This window comes from Pseudomonas azerbaijanoccidentalis, from assembly GCF_019145495.1.
In the GTDB taxonomy this organism is placed as follows: domain Bacteria; phylum Pseudomonadota; class Gammaproteobacteria; order Pseudomonadales; family Pseudomonadaceae; genus Aquipseudomonas; species Aquipseudomonas azerbaijanoccidentalis.
Genome location: NZ_JAHSTU010000001.1, coordinates 380,918 through 398,615 on the forward strand (window position 1 = coordinate 380,918; position 17,698 = coordinate 398,615).

The following is a 17,698-nucleotide window of genomic DNA, read 5'->3' on the forward strand; positions in this document are numbered from 1 at the left end:
GTGATCTTTGATCCTTAATGCGTACGCGACAACACTTCCCCAATGCTGCGCCGCTTGGCATGCAGTTCACTGGCGTGGACCAGTTGTTCAAGGTCTTCAGGGGTAATGTCGAAGAACGCTTCCATCTCGGCCAAAGCCAGTTTCAGGTCTTGCGCGGTGATCGCCTGGGATTCCACGGGAGGGTGATCGGCAGGGACCACGGCCACCGGTTCACTGGCGCGCTTGGGGTAGCGGATGCGCGTGAGGTTGTTGTAGGCCAGGGCGCTGAGCAACATGATCGAAGCGCCGAGCATCACGGGTCCAAGGGCTTTCCAGTCCATGGCGATGGTTGCCGGGTCGGCCAGCACTAAAGTGAGCGCCAAGGCGCCGGCCGGTGGATGCAGGCAACGCAGCCAGCACATCAGCAACAACGCCATGCCCGCCGCCAGACAGGCACTGCCCAGCGTACGTCCCAAAACATGGGCCACCAGCAGCGAGACCACACCCGCGCTCAAGTAGCCGCCGATAATCGACCACGGCTGGGCGAGTGCGCCGGAAGACACGGCAAACAGCAGCACCGCCGAAGCGCCCAGCGGCCCGATCAGGTGTTGCGCCACTTCGATGCCGAACACCTGGCCACACAGCCAGACACTGAGCAGGGTGCCCAGGGCCATGCCGATGGCAGCACGGCTCCATTCAGTGGGGCGGGTGTTGATGGCGGCGGGCAACCAGCGAGCAAGCATGATGTTGAATTTTCCAATGAAAAATTTGAGGAAAAAAAAAGGCTTATCTGGGATATCCAGAAAGCCCTTGAAGTTGTTCCAACTATTGGGGGAGGAACGAGCACAGTGTGCCGATGATTTCTGATGCTGACAAATTCATATTAATGAAGCTTCAGTTCATTAATTCTGAGGTAAAGCCACGCGCCGACCGCTCATGAAACACAGGAACCCGCCCATCGCGGTGAGCGCGCTCAAGGCATAAAACATCGTGGGCGCCGGGGGCCGTTCAAGTCAGCCGCCGATCCAGTGTACGCACCGAATCCATTTCTTCAATTCGATCCCGGCAGAGCCCGGTACGGGCCGTCGAGGTTGAAGGCCAGGGCCAGGCAGGCCTTGTGCTGGTCGGGCCAGGAGGAGGACGTCGGTAGTGCTCCAGATATCGGCATGTCTGTGTAGCAGCTGCCGAGCTTGCGAGGCTGCGTTCGGCTGCGAAGCAGTCGTCAAGTCAGGCGAGGACTTCGTCCTCGAACGCAACCTCGCAGGCTCGGCAGCTGCTACAGGGCACCGTGTTATTTCCCGGCGTTAACCGTCACGGTCTTGATCGCGCATCCTGCGAGCAATTAACAGAACACCTCTATTTCTGTAGGAGCTGCCGAAGGCTGCGATCTTTTGATCTTGTTCTTTACCAGACATAAGGTTGCCAAAGATCAAATGATCGCAGCCTGCGGCAGCTCCTACAGGGTGTGGGTAGTTGTTAAGCCACCACCTGAGCAGCAGGCCATTGCTGATGAGGAATCGGCAACTTGCGCGACTCGCCACGGCCCATCGGGAAGTACGTGAAACCATTGCGGGCCAGACGTTCGGCGTCATACAGATTGCGCCCGTCAAAGATCACCGGGGCTTTGAGGCGTTGGCGAATCAGATCGAAGTCCGGTGCCTTGAACTGTTGCCATTCGGTGCAGATGATCAGGGCGTCAGCGCTGTTGAGTACTGATTCCGGCGTGCCCATGAGCATCAGTTTCGATTCGTCGGGATACAACTGCTGGGTCTCCTGCATGGCTTCCGGGTCGAACGCTCGCACGTTGGCACCCGCTGCCCACAGCGCTTCGAGCAGGACGCGGCTCGGCGCATCGCGCATGTCGTCGGTGTTCGGCTTGAACGCCAAACCCCACACGGCAAAAGTCTTGCCACGCAAATCGCCTTTGTAAAACGCCTTGATCCGCTCGAACAGCTTGTGTTTCTGCCGTTGGTTAATGGCTTCGACCGCTTGCAGCAAATCGCTGGAGCAGTGCGCCTCTTCAGCGCTGTGGATCAGCGCACGCATGTCCTTGGGGAAGCACGAGCCGCCGTAACCGCAACCGGGGTAGATAAAGTGGTAGCCGATGCGCGAGTCGGCGCCGATGCCCAGCCGCACTGATTCGATGTCCGCACCCAAGTGTTCGGCGAGTTCGGCAATCTGGTTGATGAAGCTGATCTTGGTCGCCAGCATGCAGTTAGCCGCGTACTTGGTCAGCTCGGCGCTGCGCAGGTCCATGAACATGACGCGGTCATGGTTGCGGTTGAACGGCGCGTACAGGTCGCGCATTACGTCACGCACCTCATCACGTTCGCAACCAATGATGATGCGGTCCGGGCGCCGGCAATCCGCCACGGCGGAGCCTTCCTTGAGAAACTCGGGGTTGGAGACGATATCGAACTGCAGCAAGCGCCCGACCTTGATCAGGCATTTGTCGATGTGCGCGCGCAGGCTATCGCCGGTGCCCACCGGTACCGTGGATTTTTCTACCAAAATCACCGGTTGCTCACGATGGCGCGCCACGGCTTCACCCACCGACAGCACGTACTGCAAATCCGCCGAGCCATCCTCCCGGGACGGCGTGCCCACGGCGATGAACAATACCTGGCCGTGTTGCACGGCGAATTTTTCATCGGTGGTGAACTGCAACCGCTTGGCGTCCAGGCTCTCGCGCACCAGGCTGGCCAGCCCGGGCTCGAAAATACTCACGTGGCCCTGTTGCAGTAACTCGACTTTTTTCTGGTCAATGTCCATGCACACGACGTCATGCCCGACTTCAGCCAGCACGGCTGCTTGTACCAGGCCGACGTAACCGCTACCAAATACACTGATTTTCATGGCTTGCTCCTGCCGCGATCGACTGCGTTCGAGGATTGCATCACCATGTTTCAGTTCATCTATCGCCAGGGCGGTGGCCCTTGTCGGCGACATTTGACTTTGTCGGCCATGACCGGCAGCGTAACGACCCTCTTTGTCTGCACACCGTTTGTAGCGACTTCTTTTTTCAAGGCCGTTTCGTTTGACTGACTTACCTGTTGCTGATCCAAGTTCGCCCAAGACCAACCCGCTGACCCTCTATCTGGCGCGTTTGGCGCCCTCCAGCCAACTGACCATGCGCTATGTGTTGCAGGACGCTGCCGATCGCCTGGGCTTCGACGAAGTCAACATCGAAGAGATTCCCTGGCACAACCTGCAACCTGAAGACGTCATTGCCCTGGTCGCCACGTTGCGCACCGATGGGTACGCGCCGAACACGTCTTCGTTGTACGTCAACGCGGTGCGCGGCGTGATGAATGAAGCATGGCGCATGAGCCTGATCAGTCAGGAACACTTGCTGAAAATGCGTTCGGTCAAGGGGATTGCCGGCACGCGCCTGTCCCAGGGCCGCAATCTGCGGCGCACGCTGATTCAGGAACTGATGGAAGTTTGCGCCGCCGATCCACGGCCACAGGGCTTGCGGGACGCAGCGATCATCGGGATTTTGTACGGTTCGGGCATGCGCAAGTCGGAATCGGTCAACCTGGACCTGAATCAGGTCGACTTCGCCGAGCGCAGCCTGCGGGTGACTGGCAAGGGCAACAAGCAGTTGATCAAGTACGCCCCGGCCTGGGCCTTCGCCAAACTCGATGCCTGGTTGGAGCTACGGCGCTCGATGCTCAAGGACGGCGAAGAGGATGACCCGTTCCTGTTCAATCGGATCCGCCGCGGCAGCCACATCACCCGCGAGCGCATCACCAAACATGCGATTTACTACATTGCCCGGCAACGCGGAACGCAGGTCGGGGTGAAAATCATGCCCCATGATTTCCGTCGTTCGTTCATTACCCGTGTGATTGAAGAGCATGATTTGTCGATTGCGCAGAAGCTTGCCCATCACAGCAACATCCAGACCACTGCCAATTACGACGTGCGAGACGACAACGAGCGGCGCCGGGCGGTTGACCGGTTTGATCTGTGATAAATCGTAAATGACGACTGCTGCGCAGCCGAACGCAGCCTTCGCCAGTTGCTACAGAGCTTGCACACGGGTTTTTTTGTAGCCGCTGACGAAGGCTGCGTTCGGCCGCGCAACGGACGTTCGGTTCAAGGCTCGCTGAGTACGTGAGCATGGCCAATGGTCGACACATGAACCGCGCTGCCGGCCGGTGGCGCGTACATGCCCGAACTGCGTACCAGCAATGAACGACCGCGCTGATCGCCGTTGACCAACGGCTGCAATTCAACCGTCAGCGTGCAGGTGTTGCCGCTGAAATCGCGCTCGGTGACCACCGCTCGGCAGCCGGACATCTCGGCATCACTGGGCAGCAGGCTGACCAGTTGCAATTGCTCGGGCCGCAGCATGATCTGCGCCGTGCTGTTGTTGCGGTGGTTGTTGACCGGTATTCGGCCCAGATCGCAATGCGCCCAACCGGCTTCGATTCGCGCCGGCATGACCACCGCATCGCCGAGAAACAGGGCGGTTTGCTCGTCTTCCGGATAGCGGTAAAGATCCAGTGGATGGCCCGACTGCACCAGGCGACCCTGGCGCATCACCGCCAGTTGGTCGGCAAAGGACAGGGCTTCGCTTTGGTCATGGGTGACCAGAATCGTAGTCACGCCGGCATCGGCCAGCAACTTTGCGACCATCTTGCGCATGGCCGCACGCAGGCCGGTATCGAGCGCCGAAAACGGCTCATCCAGCAACATCAAACGCGGCTGCTGCGCCAGTGCCCGCGCCAGGGCCACGCGTTGTTGCTGGCCGCCGGACAGTTCGTGGGGCCAGCGCTCGGCCATGTTTGAATCCAGGGCCACGCTGTCCATCAATTCCGCTACGCGCTGCTGCTTTTCATTGCCCTTGGTCGCCAAGCCAAAGCCGATATTGGCAGCCACGGTCATGTGCGGGAACAACGCGCCATCCTGAGGGACATAACCAATCAGGCGTTGATGCGCCGGCACTTCATGGGTGCTGTCGACCAGGGTCTGACCGTTGAGCGACAAGCGACCGGTGTCTGGAAATTCGAAGCCGGCAATCATGCGCAGCAACGTGGTTTTGCCTGAACCCGAAGGCCCGACAATCACCGTGCGGCTGCCGCTGGGGACGGACAGGCTGACGTTGTCCAAAGCGCGGTGGGTGCCGTAGGTTTTGTTCAGTGCGTGCAATTCGAGTGTGTTCATCGGCCAGCCGTTTTTTTCGATTGGTGATAAAGAAGTCCGGTCAACGGTAGCGACAGCACAATCATCAGCAACGCGTAAGGCGCCGCGGCGGCGTAGTCGATTTCGCTGGTCATGGCCCAGAACCCGGTGGCCAATGTGCGCGTGCCGTTGGGCGCGAGCAGCAGGGTAGCGGTCAATTCGTTGGTGATCGCCAGAAACACCAGCGCGGCTCCGGCGGCGGCGCCCGGTGCGGCCAGCCGCAGGGTGATCAGCCACAACGCGCGGGCAGGGGAGCGACCGAGGCTGCGGGCGATGTTTTCCAGCTCGACCGGGGCCTGGGCGATACCGGCGCGCAGGCTCACCAAAGCGCGGGGCAGGAACATCAACAAATACGCCAGCAGCACGGTGATGGTGGTCTGATAGATCGGCCGGGCGAAATGGATGGTGACGGTCACCAGTGCCAGCGCCACGACAATGCCCGGCAACGAGCTGGTGATGTAGTTACAACTTTCGAGGGCGCGTTGCATGCGGCCGGGATAGCGGATCGACAGCCAGGCAATGGGGATCGCTGCGCACGTGGTCAGCGCGGCGCCGGCAACGCCGAACAACAGGGTTTGCTCCAGTGCCGGTAGCAGCTCGGCCATGTCCCAGACCGGCAAGCCTCCGGCAATCAGCCAATTGCCCAAAGTCAGCAACGGCACGCCCAGCGCTAATGCGCAGGTCATCAGCTGCAACGCCAATGCAAGTGCGGTTGCCGGGGCGCGAAGGCAGACGATCCGCTGCTCACGCGCGCTTCCCGAACCGACGCGGGCATAACGAGCGTTGCCTCGGGCGGCCGATTCGACGGTGAGCATTGCCAGGCAACACAGGGCAAGCACGCTGGCGAGCATGTGCGCGGCAGGCCCGTTGAAGGTGGATTTGAACTGATCGAAGATCGCGGTGGTGAAGGTATCGAAGCGGATCATCGCGTACAGCCCATACTCGGCCAGCAGGTGCAGGCCGACCAGCAATGCGCCGCCGCAAATGGCCAGGCGCAACTGCGGCAGCACCACGCGGAAAAACACCGCCCAGGGTTTGAGCCCCAAGGATTCGGCAACGTCTTCGATGGCCGGGTCGAGCCGACGCAGGGTCGCGGCCACCGGCAGGTAGAGGAACGGGAAGTAGGCGATGACCGAGACCAGCACCCCGGCAAACAATCCGTGAATCGGTGGCACCAGGCTGACCCACGCATAACTGTGCACGAAGGCCGGTACCGCCAGCGGCGCCGTCGCCAGCAACGACCACCAGCGCCGGCCCGGCAGATTGGTGCGCTCTGTCAGCCAGGCGAGGGTGACCCCGAGTGCGATGCACAGCGGCACGGTGATGACCACCAGCAATACGGTGTTGACCAGTAATTCACCCACCCGTGGCCGGAACACCAGCGTCACGACCGTGGCCCAGCCAGTCTGCAAAGACACGCCGATGACATAGGCAATCGGCAGCAGCGCCAACAACGACACCAGCACCGACAAACCGACCACCCACGCACCGCCACGGCTCGCGAACGTGCCGCGAGAGCGTCGGCGCAGGTTGGCGGGTACAGCGTCAGTCACACCCGCCGGCAGGGTTTCAGGCATCAATTAAAGCAGTCCGGCCTGAGTCATCAGCTCCACGGCTTTTTTACTGTCGAGTTTCGAAGCGTCGACAGTTGGCGCATCGAGCTGCTGCAAAGGCGTCAATGCAGGATTGGATTGAGCGTTCTTGCCCACGGCGTATTCAAACGATTTGCCGTCCTTGAGGATGGCCTGGCCGTCCTTGCCGGTGATCCATTTCAGGAACGCCTGGGCTTGTTCCTTGTGCTTGCTGGACGCCAGGACACCGCCACCGGAAATGCTGACAAACGCGCCAGGATCCTTGTGCTTGAAGTAGTACAGGCGAGTGTTCTTGCTGTTTTCGCCGGTCTTGGCCTGATCGACGAAGCTGTAATAGTGATAGATCACGCCGCTGTCGATCTGCCCGGCGTTGACCGCTTTGAGCACCGAGCTGTTGCCCCGGTACGCGGTGAAGTTGGTTTTCATCGCCTTGAGCCACTCCAGGGTCGCGGCTTCACCTTTTTGCTCCAGCATCGCGGCGACAATCGCCTGGAAGTCGGCACCGCCCGGCGAGGCGCCCCAGCGACCTTTCCAGCTCGGGGCGGCCAGGTCCATGATCGATTTCGGCAGCTCGGCTTCTGGCAGTTTGCTCGGGTTATAGACAAACACCGTCGAACGCGCGGCGATACCCAGCCATTTTCCGTGGGCCGGGCGGTAAGCATTGTCGACTTGCTCCAGCGTGGCCTTGTCGATCGGCGCGAACAAACCGGCGTTATCGACCAGCACCATGGCCGGCGAGTTTTCGGTCAGAAACACATCGGCGGGTGAGCTGGCGCCTTCCTGCACGATCTGGTTGCCCATCTCGGTGTCGTCGCCGTTGCGCAAGGTGACCGGAATCCCGGTTTCCTGAGTGAAACCTTCAACCCAGGCCTTGGTCAGGCTCTCGTGCTGCGCGTTGTACACCACAAGGCCGACGTCATCGGCTGCGCACACGTGGCCGGCACTGACAAGCGCGGTGGCCAGCAAGGCTGTTTTCAGGAAAGGCGGGATGCGGGAAATCATGCTGTGGCAGCTCCTGTTTTTAGTATCGAGCAAGCAGATTCGACGAAGGCAACGTCGATTATTGTAGATCAATAGGAATCATTTGCATGTTTGCTGCGCGGCAAATGTAAAGCCTGAAATAAGAAAAATTCGTCAATTCATGGGGCCGCAGGACACCCTTTTTGCGAGCTGCTGGCTGCCTGGCTGATCACCGCGGCCAGGCGCTTGACGTTGTTTTGCTGCGCGGCCACCAATTCATCGATGGATGGCCCTGAAGGGGTCTGCAACGTACTGCGGCAGGACAGCAGTGCATTTTCATCGCCGCTGGCGCCCCGCAGGCGCCATTTCACATCGATCAGCCCGTACTGGCCCGGGATCGAGTCGAAGCGCTGCACCTCAAGGCGCACCGAGACTCTGCGTTGCGGATTGCTGTTGACCATCTGGTCGGTCAGGGCGCTGCGTAGCTCATCCACGAGACTGGCGCCCCACCATTGGGTTTCGAGAATCGCCATGCCGGTGTTGCCTTCACGCACCACGATCTGCGGTCGGTCGACCTGCGGCGGGACGGTGAGGCCTTCGATCTGGATATCCGTCGCGGCCCTGGAATTGCCGGGCATCTGCGCCGGGGTCAGGGTGTGAAACTGAATCGGATCGCTGCGGCACGCGGCGAGCAGAGACAACGCGGCGACCAGAGTCAACTTCAATGGAAAAGCCATGGGTGTTACTCCTGTAGTCATTTGCTCGGTGGCCCTTGCAGATCCATGGGGGCGGCATTGTCGGGACGGCCGCGTATCAGCGATTCCGGATGACGGCCCAGGTAATCCGCGAGATCACGCAGGGACCGCGACGTGCGCCCGAGTTCGTCCAGGGTTTGCCCCAGTTGCTCGCGTTGCGGCGAATCTTCGGCCAGGGTCGAGTTCGCCGATTTCAGCGTGGTGTCGGCCGACTCCAGGGTCTTGCTGACGTTCGACAAGGTACTTTGCACCCCTGGCAAGGTCTTGCTGTTGAATTGGCTCAGGGTTTTGCGCATCTCTACGAGGTTGCCGTCAAGATTGCCGGCAATACGCTCCACCGGCAGTTTGTTGATCTTGTCGACCATGGCTTCGAGTTTTTCCTGCAACTGCTCGAGGCTACCCGGCACAGTCGGAATCATGACCGGGCGAGCCGTGGCATCGAAGGCGACTTTCTCGGCCTTGGGGTAGAAATCCAGGGCGATGTAGAGCTGGCCGGTCAACAGGTTGCCGGTGCGGGCCTGGGCACGCAGGCCGTTTTCGATGAAGGTGCCGATCACGCGCACGCCCCCAGCCTCATCATTGGGGTCATGATTGAGTGCGGCGAGCATTTTCAGGTGTGCCTGCCCCAGACGCTGCGGGTAGATCACGATGCCGACGTTGAGCGGAAAGCTGCGCTTTTTCGCATCGAAATCCAGGTTGATCGACACCACTCTGCCGATTTCCACGCCGAGGAATTCCACCGGGGCATCGACCTTGAGCCCGCGCAGCGCCTGATCGAAGCGCAACGCCAGGTATTGCGGCTTGCCGTTGGGCGGGGCAAGGGCGGTTTGCTGGTCGTCGAACAGTTCGTAGGCGTATTCCTCGGGCGCCGGCTTGTCGTTAGGGCTGTATTCCGGGGCGCGGAAGGCAATGCCGCCGACAAGAATCGAGGACAGGGATTCGGTCTTGACCGCAAACCCATTGGCGCCGACGTTCACGTCAATCCCGCTGGCATTCCAGAACCGGGTGTTTTCGGTGACGTACTGATCGTTGGGCGAGTGGATGAACAGTTCGATGTTCACGCCTTTACCGTCCGGGTCCAGTGCGTAGGCCACCACCTGGCCGACCGGAATCTTGCGGTAGTACACCGGCGAGCCGATATCCAGCGACCCCAGGTCCTGGGTGTGCAGGGTGAAGCGCTTGCCCGGCTCGCCGTAAGTGATTGGTGGCGGGTTTTCCAGGCCTTTGAAGTTTTTCGCGCGGCCGTTGGCCTGGCCGATATCGGCACCGATGTAGTCCCCGGACAGCAAGGTATCGATCCCCGACACGCCGCCAGCGCCGATACGAGGCCTTACCACCCAGTATTGCGAGTCCTCGCGAGTAAAGGATTCGGCCTGTTTCGCCAATTTGATGGTGGCATTGACGCTTTTCTGGTCGTTGCTCAGCTCGACGTCGGTGACGTGGCCGATCACCACGTTGCGGTATTTGACCTCGGTCTTGTTGGCCGTCAGGCCGTCGCCGGTCTTGAAGTTGACGACGATGGTCGGCCCTTCCTGCAGGATGCTGTGCACCACCAGCGAAATACCCACCAGCACCGCGACGATGGGCACGATCCAGACCAGCGATATGCTGAAACGCCGGGTCTTGATGGGCGCCTGCCCTGGGGCACGTGGTTCGTTAGTGGTTTGCGACTGCATCCGTGACCTCCTGATTTTGCGGAACTTCCCGTTCGTTATCCCAAATCAACCGCGGGTCGAAACTCATCGCCGACAGCATGGTAAACACCACCACCAGCCCGAAAAAAAGTATGCCCGGGCGTGGTTCGATGTCGGCCAGGGCTTGAAACTTCACCAGCGAGGCCACCAAGGCGACGACGATCACATCGAGCATCGACCAGTAACCAATCACCTCGACGAAGCGGTATAGCTTCGAACGCTCTTTGCGCGCCCAGTCGCTGTCACGTTGCACGGTGACTAGCAGCAAGGTAATCGCCACGAACTTGATGCCCGGCACCGCGATACTGGCGATGAAAATGATCAGCGCGATGTCCCAGGCGCCAGCCTCCCAGAACTCCAGCACGCCGCTCATGATCGTGCTGTCGGCGCCGTTGCCGACCATCTTGGTGTTCATCACCGGCAACAGATTGGCCGGGATATAAAACACCAGGGCCGCAATCATGAAGGCCCAGGTTCGAGTCAACGAGTTGGTTTTGCGGCGATGCAGCGGCGCACCGCAGCGTTCGCATTCGTGCGCTTGATGGGTCACGTCGCATGCCAGGCCACAGGTGTGGCACAAGCACAGATTGAGTTCGTCGGCGAGCGGGGGCGTTGTCATTGGATATCCCATAGTTCGCGGATATCGCGGCCGGCAATGCGGATCATCATTAGGCTGAGGACAGCCAGGGCGAACAGGCCGATGCCGGGCAGTACGTCCAGCAACCCGGCGAGCTTGATCACCGCCACCATCGCTCCGAGCAGACACACTTCAAGCATGCTCCAGGGCCTGAGCGTTTCGAGCCAGCGCATGCAGAATTTGAACCCGGGCGAGCGTGTGTTGGAGAGTGCAAAACTCAAGACCCAGATCAGCAATAACAGCTGGATGATGGGGGCGATGATCATGGCAATAGCCGCCACCATGGCGATGAACGTGATGGGGCCAAGACTGAGGGCCAGCACCGAATCCCAGAGCGTCGCGCTGTTTTTCAGGCCTTTGAGGCTGATGCTCATGACCGGATAGAAGTTGGCAAAGATCCACAGCATCAACGCGGTGAAGGTCAACGCCAGGCGTTGCTCTACCGTGAGGCCGTTATAGCGCTGAAGCACGCCGCCGCAGCGGGTACACAGGGTTTTCTGATGTTTGGCGAGCGTCACTTTTTCGTACACGCAGTCACAGTGCTCGCAAATGATCAGTTGATCAGTAGTTGCCATGGGTCAGGCTCGACAGGAGGCAGGAAAGTGATGAGCACCCCCTCAATATAGAAGCGACTCGCAATTGAGCAAATCGAAAGGCCGAACGATTTAGACAAGCCCGCGGATGTACGCGGTCAAAGTAGCAGCGGCCGCAGGCCGCGAACTTTTGATCTGAAAAGATCAGGATCAAGAGATCGCAACCTGCGGCAGCTCCTACGGGGAGGGGTGTTTTAAGCGAGGATTTCGCGCATGCGATACCAGAGCATGCCGAGGGCCAGCAGCGGCGAGCGCAGCGCGCGGCCGCCGGGGAAGGTCATGTGCGGCACGGCGCTGAACACGTCGAAACCTTTGCTGTGGCCGGCATGGATCGCCTCGCCCAGCAGTTTGGCGCACCAGTGGGTCACGTTGAGGCCATGACCGGAATAGCCCTGGGCGTAGAACACGTTAGGGTGCTGGCTCAAGCGACCTACCTGCGGGAAACGGTTGGCCGTGATGCCGATTTTGCCGCCCCATTGATAGTCGATGCGCACGTTCGCCAGTTGCGGGAAGACCTTGAGCATCTGTGGGCGCATGTACGCCGCGATGTCTTGGGGATCACGCCCGGAATAATGGCAGGCACCGCCGAACAGCAGGCGACGGTCCGCCGAGAGCCGGTAGTAATCCAGGCCGACTTTCTGGTCGCACAGCGCCAGGTTGTGCGGGATCAGCTGCGCGGCCAGTTCCGCCGACAACGGTTCGGTCGCAATGATGTAGCTACCGGCCGGCAGCACTTTGCCGCTGAGTTTCGGCTCAATCTCTTCCAGATGCGCATTACAGGCGAGTACCAACGTGGCGGCGCGAACGGTGCCTCCGGCGCAACGCACCTTCACGGTACTGCCGTGGGTCAACTCCAGCACTTCGCTTTGCTCGAAAATCTGGACCCCAAGCGATTGCGCGAGCTTTGCTTCGCCCAACACCAGATTCAGCGGGTGCAAGTGGCCCGAACCCATGTCCACCAGACCGCCGGCATACACGCCTGAATTCACCACCTGCTGACGAATCTGCTCAGGCTCGACCAGGCGGGTTTCGAAGTCGTAACCCGATTCCTTGAGTTCAGCGTGTTCGGCCTTTAATCCGGCGAACTGCGCCGGGGTGTTGGCCAGCTCACAGAAGCCCCAGCGCAGGTCGCAGTCGATACCATGTTCACGGATGCGATTGCCCACCACCTGCACCGATTCCGTACCGGCGTGCTCCAGATAACGCACGCCTTCGGCGCCGATGTGTTTGGCAAAACCGCTGACGTCATGACCGATGCCGCGGATCAATTGTCCGCCGTTGCGGCCGCTGGCGCCCCAGCCAATCCGCCGGGCCTCCAGCACAATCACCGAGAGCCCGCGCTGGGCCAGTTCGATCGCGGTGTTGATCCCGGTGAAACCACCGCCAATCACACACACGTCGACCAGAAAGTCAGAGTTCAGCTCAGGAAAGTCCGCCATGGCGTGGGCCGAGGCGGCGTAATACGAGCGAGTATGTTCCTGGGTGTACTGGTTCATTTGTTGGACTTCACTTTGCTCCAGGAGCGCGTCATCAGACGCATGATCGACTGGGGCGGGGTGGTGGAGATGTAGAGCTTGTCGAGGACTTCCTGAGGCGGGTAAACCTCAGGATTGTTGACCAGTTCCGGGTCCATGTACTGCTTGGCGGCCGGGTTCGGGTTGGCGTAGCCGACCGAGGCGCTGACCTTGGCGATCACTTGCGGGTCGAGCAGGTAGTTGATGAAGGCGTGGGCTTCTTTCGGGTTGCTGGCATCGGCGGGAATCGCCAGCAGGTCGAACCACAGGTTGGCGCCTTCCTTGGGAATGGCATAGGCGATGTTCACGCCGTTCTTCGCTTCCTTGGCACGGTTGGCGGCCTGGAACACATCACCCGAGTAACCGAAGGCTACGCAGATGTCGCCGTTGGCCAGGTCGGACACGTACTTGGACGAGTGGAAATAGGTGATGTACGGACGGATGCTCAGCAGCTTGGCTTCGGCTTTCTTGAAGTCTTCAGGGTTTTCGCTGCGCGGGTCCATGCCCATGTAATTGAGCACGGCGGGGAACACTTCATCGGCCGAATCCATCATCGACACTCCGCAGGCGCTCAGTTTCTTGATGTTTTCCGGTTCGAACAGCACCGCCCAAGAATCGATCTTGTCGATGCCCAGCACCGCCTTGACCTTGTCGACGTTGTAACCGATGCCATTGGTGCCCCACAGGTACGGTACCGAATGCTCGTTACCCGGATCGTTCTTCTCTAGCAGGGCCAGCAGTTTCGGATCGAGGTTCTTGTAGTTCGGCAGTTGTTCTCGGTCCAGTTTCAGGAACGCGCCAGCCTTCACCTGACGGGCGAGAAAGTGGTTGGACGGCACGACCACGTCGTAGCCGGTACGGCCGGCGAGCAGTTTGCCTTCCAGGGTTTCGTTGGAATCGAATACGTCATAGATCACCTTGATCCCGGTTTTGGCCTGGAAGTCGGCGAGGGTGGTTTCGCCGATGTAGTCGGTCCAGTTGTAGACGCTGACCTGTGGCTGAGCCTGGGCAACGGCGCTGAACAGGACCGCCAGTACGGCCGGGACCATGGATTTCAAAAGACGCATTCGACACCTCTTCGAGTTATTGGATTTTTCAGGTGATTCTTTGGTGTTCGCTAACCCTGTGGGAGCGGGCTTGCCCGCGATGGCGGCCTATCAGTCAAAGAGGGTGTTTGAATGTACCGGCCTCATCGCGGGCAAGCCCGCTCCCACAGGGAATGTGTGATCCCTTGGGGAGCGAGTTTTTTAGACGCTGAGCATCAAAAACTCGCGTTCCCACGAACTGATCACGCGCTTGAAGTTTTCGTGCTCGGCGCGTTTGACCGCAACGTAGCCGCGCACGAATTTGTCGCCCAGGTAACGGCCAATGGTTTCGCACTCTTCCATTTGGGTCAGGGCGTCTTCGATGGTGATCGGCAGGCGCAGGTTGCGGCGTTCATAGGCGCGGCCCTGGACCGCAGCACTCGGTTCGATGCGCTCGACCATGCCCAGATAACCGCACAAAAGGCTGGCGGCGATGGCCAGGTACGGGTTGGCGTCGGCGCCCGGCAAGCGGTTTTCCACGCGCATGGCATCCGGGCTGGACGTTGGGACGCGTAGGCCGACGGTGCGGTTTTCTTCGCCCCATTCGACGTTGACCGGTGCCGAGGTGTCCGGCAGGAAGCGGCGGAACGAGTTCACGTTCGGCGCGAACATCGGCAGCACTTTCGGGATGTACTTCTGCAAGCCACCGATGTGGTGCAGGAACAGTTCGCTCATGTTGCCATCGGCATCGGCGAAGATCGGCTGGCCAGTGGCAATGTCCACCACGCTCTGGTGAATGTGCATGGCGCTGCCCGGCTCGTCGCCGACCGGTTTGGCCATGAAGGTTGCCGCCACGTTGTGCTTGAGCGCCGCTTCACGCATGGTGCGCTTGAACACGGTGATCTGGTCGGCCAGGTCCAGGGCGTTGCCGTGACGGAAGTTGATTTCCATCTGCGCCGGGCCGTCTTCGTGGATCAGGGTGTCGAGGTCCAGGCCTTGCAGTTCGCACCAGTCGTAAACGTCTTCGAACAGCGGGTCGAATTCGTTGGCGGCATCGATGGAGAACGACTGACGACCGCTTTCAGCACGGCCCGAACGGCCCATCGGCGCCTTGAGCGGCAAGTCCGGGTCTTCGCAGCGCTGGGTCAGGTAGAACTCCATTTCCGGCGCCACAATCGGACGCCAGCCTTTGTCGGTGTAGAGCTGCAAGACTTTCTTCAGCACGTTGCGCGGCGACAGCTCGATCGGGTTGCCGAACTTGTCGAAGGTGTCGTGGATCACGATGGCGGTCGGCTCGATGGCCCATGGCACTACATAGACCGCATCGGCGTCCGGCTTGCAGACCATGTCGATGTCGGCGGGGTCGAGCAGGTCGTAGTAGATGTCGTCGTCGACAAAGTCCCCGGTTACCGTTTGCAACAACACACTTTCCGGCAGGCGCATGCCTCGCTCATGCAGGAACTTGTTGGTGGGTGCGATTTTGCCGCGTGCAATGCCGGTCAGGTCGCTGACGACGCACTCGACTTCGGTAATCTTGTGATCTTTCAGCCAAGTGAACAGCTGATCGAAAGGGACATTCATAAAGACCTCGTTATTGGTTTTATTAACGCCAGGAGAGGCCAGTTTCATCCGCCGGACACTTCCCCTGTAGCGCGTTGACGTCTATCTTGGGCGAGCCTCGCCGTTCCATCTATCCACTTTAAGCAGCACAAAGCGCACCAAAAGAGTGCGCAAGGTCGCCCATGACACACTGCAATTCACTACAGGTTCAAGCGTTCAGCACCGCCGATGTCGCCGAGCAAATCCGCGCCACGCCGGGCTGGACCCAGCATTACCAACAGATGTCGCCGGGGCATTTCGCAGGTCTGGTGCGCTATCTGGATTTACAGGGCGTGGAGATTTACGAGGAACACATGAACACCCGGGTCGAGCAGAATTTCAGCGCGCCCCAAGGCTCTCTGGCGTTCTGCTTCGATCGCAGTGACAACGCGCTGTATGTGTTGAATGGTGAAAGCCGCAACATCTGGATCACCCCGGAGAACTATCAGGAAATCGCCGTGGTGTTCGGCCCGGAGTTCGTGCAGCGCAACAGCCTGGACGTGGCTCGGCTGGAAGGGCTGTTCATGGCGCCGCTCAACTCGCAGCAGAACGCATTGTTTTGCCGTTGGCTGAGCGGCACGCTGACGCGTCTGTCGCAGACCTTCGATCCACCGACCCGGGAAGCGCTCACTCAGCAATTGCTCGATGACTGCCTGTTCATTCTCGACAACGCGTGCGTGTGCCTCGATCAAGGCGCGTTGCAACGCCGCGCCGGGGAACGGGCAATCATGAAACGGGTGGGGGAATGGGCGGCAGATACGCCGGAAGAACACCTCAATTTGCTGGAGTTGTCCCTGGTGGCGGGGGTTTCACTGCGCCAGTTGCAGCATGCGTTCAAGACCTACACCGGCATGGCGCCGACGCAATGGCTGCGTCTGCGCCGCCTGAACAGTGCCCGCCGTGAATTACTCAGCCGCACGCCCGCGCAGACCACCGTCGCCGAAGTGGCGATGCATTGGTCGTTCTGGCATTTGGGGAGGTTTTCCAGCAGCTATCGCGCGCTGTTCAAAGAGTTGCCCAGCGATACCCTGAAGCGGGCGAGCGCCGCGCAGCCTGGTGGCCAGCGGCGTTAGAGGGGGCGTCATCAGTGATGCCTTGATCAGCCTCTGACACGAGTGAAGGACAACGAGAGGAGTCTTTTAACCAGTCTTGCCATGGGTTTTTCTATTTCTTTGTGGATGAGGTAAGACACACCGATCATCACGGCGATGGTGCCCCATAGCAACGCGTGCGGGTTTATGGCCGGATAGGCAATGTTGAAAATCATAAAGCCGATCATTTGATGCAACAGGTAAAGCGGGTAAGTCAGCGCGCCTAATGCAGTCCAGTTCAATGCCCCTATGGCGCCGGTTTTGTTCGTCGCGATCAAAAAGAACGTCATGAAAAACAGCATGATCAAACTGCATACGATGAGCGGGCTGTATTCGGTTGAATATTTGCCCTCGAGCAATTCGGCCCATGCAATGGCGGTGTAATTGGCTAACGCCCATGCACCCGCCAATAGAAACACTCGTGTTTTGGTGACGCCCTTGGCCCATATGAGATAGAACGTTGCGCCGGCTATGAAATAAGCCGCGTAATCGGTAATCAGGGTCGAGCGCAGTTTTTCAAACGTGAGTATTTCTGCTGTGGCAGAGATCAGTAGCCAGAACACGAAATAAGTCTCTATTTTTTCTATTTTCTTGAAGCCCAACACAATCGAAATCATCAGATAGAACTGTATTTCTACAAACAGAGACCAGTAAACGCCATCGATCGCCGCAACGCCCAACAAGTCACTGAGAAACGTCATGTTGATCACGTATTGATAAAGGTCAGCCGTATATCGCGGCGGGCCAATGGCAAGCGTGAGCAAAAACGTGATGGTGCAGCACACCCAGAAAGCAGGGCAGAGTCGAACGATGCGGGATATAAAAAATACTTTGAGGTTGTTACTCGAAGCGGTCATCAGAATCACAAAACCGCTGATCATGAAAAACAGTTCGACGCCCAGGTAACCGTATTTGGCAGGCTCGGCCAATAGTGGGTAGGGCATTGTAGACATGTCGCCTTTTGCATAGCCGCGAAAAGCATAGTGAAAGAACACTACGGCAATGGCAGCCACAAAGCGCAGCAAATCCAACTCGTTCAGCCGGCGTTTGATCATTTAAGTGCGCTCCA

15 protein-coding genes are annotated in these 17,698 nt (G+C 59.4%); 2 read left to right on the forward strand and 13 right to left on the reverse strand.

Features of this window, described 5'->3' with window-relative positions; all coding sequences use genetic code 11:
- Window positions 1-14: 14 nt before the first annotated feature.
- Window positions 15-722: an HPP family protein gene (locus KVG88_RS01785; RefSeq protein ID WP_217870107.1), complete on the reverse strand. Its 708-nt coding sequence runs from the start codon at window positions 720-722 to the stop codon at window positions 15-17.
- Between the two features lie 733 nt (window positions 723-1,455).
- Window positions 1,456-2,835 carry a UDP-glucose dehydrogenase family protein gene (locus KVG88_RS01790; protein ID WP_217870108.1) on the reverse strand — a complete coding sequence of 460 codons (1,380 nt, stop codon included), beginning with the start codon at window positions 2,833-2,835 and terminating at the stop codon, window positions 1,456-1,458.
- Between the two features lie 181 nt (window positions 2,836-3,016).
- Here KVG88_RS01790 and KVG88_RS01795 point away from each other — a divergent pair, with 181 nt between their 5' ends.
- Complete coding sequence (locus KVG88_RS01795) at window positions 3,017-3,955, forward strand: site-specific integrase (protein WP_217870109.1); 939 nt, start codon at window positions 3,017-3,019, stop codon at window positions 3,953-3,955.
- Between the two features lie 125 nt (window positions 3,956-4,080).
- Here KVG88_RS01795 and KVG88_RS01800 read toward each other — a convergent pair whose 3' ends face one another.
- The 10 genes from KVG88_RS01800 to KVG88_RS01845 form a co-directional block, all read right to left on the reverse strand.
- Window positions 4,081-5,151 (reverse strand): ABC transporter ATP-binding protein, encoded by a 1,071-nt coding sequence (locus KVG88_RS01800; protein ID WP_217870110.1) that lies wholly within the window; start codon window positions 5,149-5,151, stop codon window positions 4,081-4,083.
- Window positions 5,148-6,746, reverse strand: coding sequence for an ABC transporter permease (locus KVG88_RS01805; protein ID WP_217870111.1), 1,599 nt, complete (start codon window positions 6,744-6,746; stop codon window positions 5,148-5,150). Before KVG88_RS01805 ends, KVG88_RS01800 begins: the two co-directional genes overlap by 4 nt.
- A 3-nt stretch (window positions 6,747-6,749) precedes the next feature.
- Entirely contained in the window at window positions 6,750-7,763 is a 1,014-nt protein-coding gene (locus tag KVG88_RS01810) for an iron ABC transporter substrate-binding protein (protein ID WP_217870112.1), read from the reverse strand.
- A 137-nt stretch (window positions 7,764-7,900) separates the two neighbouring features.
- Window positions 7,901-8,458 carry a PqiC family protein gene (locus tag KVG88_RS01815; protein WP_217870113.1) on the reverse strand — a complete coding sequence of 186 codons (558 nt, stop codon included), beginning with the start codon at window positions 8,456-8,458 and terminating at the stop codon, window positions 7,901-7,903.
- A 17-nt stretch (window positions 8,459-8,475) separates the two neighbouring features.
- Entirely contained in the window at window positions 8,476-10,152 is a 1,677-nt protein-coding gene (locus KVG88_RS01820) for a PqiB family protein (RefSeq protein ID WP_150700345.1), read from the reverse strand.
- On the reverse strand, window positions 10,133-10,789 hold the full coding sequence (locus KVG88_RS01825; RefSeq protein ID WP_150700346.1) for a paraquat-inducible protein A: 657 nt from the start codon (window positions 10,787-10,789) through the stop codon (window positions 10,133-10,135). The genes KVG88_RS01820 and KVG88_RS01825 overlap by 20 nt, the downstream gene beginning before the upstream one ends.
- Complete coding sequence (locus tag KVG88_RS01830; RefSeq protein ID WP_150700347.1) at window positions 10,786-11,382, reverse strand: paraquat-inducible protein A; 597 nt, start codon at window positions 11,380-11,382, stop codon at window positions 10,786-10,788. The genes KVG88_RS01825 and KVG88_RS01830 overlap by 4 nt, the downstream gene beginning before the upstream one ends.
- 212 nt (window positions 11,383-11,594) lie before the next feature.
- Window positions 11,595-12,896: an NAD(P)/FAD-dependent oxidoreductase gene (locus tag KVG88_RS01835; protein WP_217870114.1), complete on the reverse strand. Its 1,302-nt coding sequence runs from the start codon at window positions 12,894-12,896 to the stop codon at window positions 11,595-11,597.
- Complete coding sequence (locus KVG88_RS01840) at window positions 12,893-13,981, reverse strand: polyamine ABC transporter substrate-binding protein (protein WP_217870115.1); 1,089 nt, start codon at window positions 13,979-13,981, stop codon at window positions 12,893-12,895. The genes KVG88_RS01835 and KVG88_RS01840 overlap by 4 nt, the downstream gene beginning before the upstream one ends.
- A gap of 180 nt (window positions 13,982-14,161) precedes the next feature.
- Window positions 14,162-15,520 carry a glutamine synthetase family protein gene (locus KVG88_RS01845; RefSeq protein WP_150700350.1) on the reverse strand — a complete coding sequence of 453 codons (1,359 nt, stop codon included), beginning with the start codon at window positions 15,518-15,520 and terminating at the stop codon, window positions 14,162-14,164.
- A gap of 161 nt (window positions 15,521-15,681) precedes the next feature.
- Here KVG88_RS01845 and KVG88_RS01850 point away from each other — a divergent pair, with 161 nt between their 5' ends.
- Window positions 15,682-16,611 carry a helix-turn-helix domain-containing protein gene (locus KVG88_RS01850; protein ID WP_217870116.1) on the forward strand — a complete coding sequence of 310 codons (930 nt, stop codon included), beginning with the start codon at window positions 15,682-15,684 and terminating at the stop codon, window positions 16,609-16,611.
- A gap of 26 nt (window positions 16,612-16,637) precedes the next feature.
- Here the strand turns inward: KVG88_RS01850 and KVG88_RS01855 are convergent, their stop codons facing one another.
- Window positions 16,638-17,684, reverse strand: coding sequence for an acyltransferase family protein (locus KVG88_RS01855; RefSeq protein ID WP_150700352.1), 1,047 nt, complete (start codon window positions 17,682-17,684; stop codon window positions 16,638-16,640).
- Window positions 17,685-17,698 lie beyond the last annotated feature (14 nt).